This window comes from Mesorhizobium sp. M1A.T.Ca.IN.004.03.1.1 (assembly GCF_003997555.1).
Classification (GTDB): Bacteria; Pseudomonadota; Alphaproteobacteria; order Rhizobiales; family Rhizobiaceae; genus Mesorhizobium.
Window position 1 is genome coordinate 1 of the sequence record NZ_RZTV01000450.1, and the last position, 265, is coordinate 265.

Annotated in this window: 1 protein-coding gene; it reads right to left on the minus strand. The window is 66.8% G+C overall.

From position 1 onward, the window contains the following. The coding region (locus tag EOD29_RS32385) for a HAMP domain-containing protein (protein ID WP_127248843.1) at nucleotides 1-265 on the minus strand (265 nt) is incomplete at both ends.

A 265-nucleotide genomic window follows, 5' to 3' on the forward strand; every position in this document is an offset into this window, starting at 1 on the left:
GTCGATCTGCCGCTGCCGCTCGTCTTCGCGGCCGCGTAGCGCCCTGCGTTCGTCGACGGAGTCACGCAGCACCAGCAGCACTTTGGCCATTTGTCCCACCTCGTCGCGGCACTCGCTGCCGGCGATCTCGACGGATGCTTCCTCGGCAGCAATCGCGTTCATCGCCGTCTTCAGCCGGGCAATCGGCGCCGTTACACTGCGGACGATGGCATAGGCGATCGCAATGGTGGCGGCCGCACCAAGCAGGCAGAGCACTGCCGCCCAG